This window comes from Nocardia sp. NPDC060220 (genome assembly GCF_042727815.1).
Classification (GTDB): Bacteria; Actinomycetota; Actinomycetes; order Mycobacteriales; family Mycobacteriaceae; genus Nocardia.
Window position 1 is genome coordinate 1 of the sequence record NZ_JBHWZY010001273.1, and the last position, 1,360, is coordinate 1,360.

The window sequence follows — 1,360 nt, forward strand, 5'->3', positions numbered from 1 at the left end:
CCTTGGTGACCTCGATGCCACGGGGGCACGCGTCGGTGCAGTTGAAGGTGGTGCGGCAGCGCCAGACACCTTCGACGTCGTTGAGGATGGCGCCTGGTCGGCCCGGCTATTCGCCACCGCCGATATCGAGTACCCAGATTGTGTCGTTTGTCGGGTAGCCGCGCTCAATAGCGCGCGGTGTCACGGTCGCGGTAGGTGTCGAGAACGCACCACTTGTCGCTCCGTTGCGGGGTTTCTGATCGTTGAATGCGTAGACCACCTTCCCACTGCTGACGAAGACGTGCATGGTGACGTCAGAGCTGCGTGAGCGGTTCACCCATTCTATATCGCCAATTCCGACAGTATCATTTACACGTTCCGGAGAGGCGTCGCCGGTGAAACTGTACAGTTTCTCCCATTTTTCGACGGGCACGCCCGTATTTCGAACGACGTCGCCCAGTTTCGAACTGTTATGTGATGCCAGTAGTTGGGAGAATGGTGCATCCCAGCCGGTTGGCTCCGAAGCGACCTCAACTGATTCTCTCGCATTTAACGAATCGCAGCCGGTGAGCGCTGTTGTGCTTATGCCCAGCGCAAGCATGGAAATAGCCATCGACCTTATTGCCATCGCTTTGATCTCCACTCTGTGCTCAGGAATTCGGCCTGTTCGGGGAAGGGTTGCTGTTCGGCAAGGGCGTTCCTGGTAGGAAGATCGGATTTCGATCGAATTCTTCGGAAACAACCGAAGAGCCTGGTTTTACATCGTCGGTCCAGGCCAGATTTTGATCGCGATCGATGAGGACCGTATCGCCACCATCCACTGCCTGCTGGACCAACTCCCGCATCTCGGCGGAGCTTGCCTGAGGGTTTGCCGCGCCGATCTTGCGGCCGACTTCGTTATTGTGCAGGTCCATCGCTTCGCGAACTGCAGCGTTGTCTGCTCGTCCCTCGTGTTTGGTCGCGTATTCTTGGGTCCACTCGGCACCGAACTCCTGGGTCATCATTGCATTCCAGTATGTGTGCCTGTACGCGTCGACATGACTGTCTTGTGTAGCTATGCCGGGGTAGGCTTCCTCGGCGGCTGCAGAAGCTTCATCGGAAAGAATGAGAAAGCGCGCTTGATCTGCGAGACTGAGATTGTTCAGCATCTCGGCTTCGCTATGTGTGACATCCTTGGGATCGATTGATCCCAAGGTCATGACTTCAAGCGTCGCGGCTAATGCGCCATCTGGCCACTTTGTCATGCCGGCGGGATCGACGTCGGTCTGGTAGCCGAATTTGATCTGATCGAGCTCGGCGTTCGGTGGGATCGGAACCTCGGAAAAGATTTTGTCGATCGCCGTCCGCGAGTCTTCCGCTGACTGTGCTGCATTGACAAGAC

At 56.7% G+C, this 1,360-nt stretch carries 2 protein-coding genes and 1 pseudogene; all 3 read right to left on the reverse strand.

What is annotated here, in order from left to right:
- Positions 1-88: pseudogene (locus ACFWF3_RS35970) on the reverse strand (succinate dehydrogenase iron-sulfur subunit); the annotation flags it as partial.
- Positions 89-106: 18 nt separating this feature from the next.
- On the reverse strand, positions 107-622 hold the full coding sequence (locus ACFWF3_RS35975; RefSeq protein ID WP_379318633.1) for a hypothetical protein: 516 nt from the start codon (positions 620-622) through the stop codon (positions 107-109).
- 7 nt (positions 623-629) lie between these two features.
- On the reverse strand, positions 630-1,360 hold a 731-nt coding region (locus ACFWF3_RS35980; RefSeq protein WP_379318634.1), incomplete at its 5' end, for a DUF6973 domain-containing protein.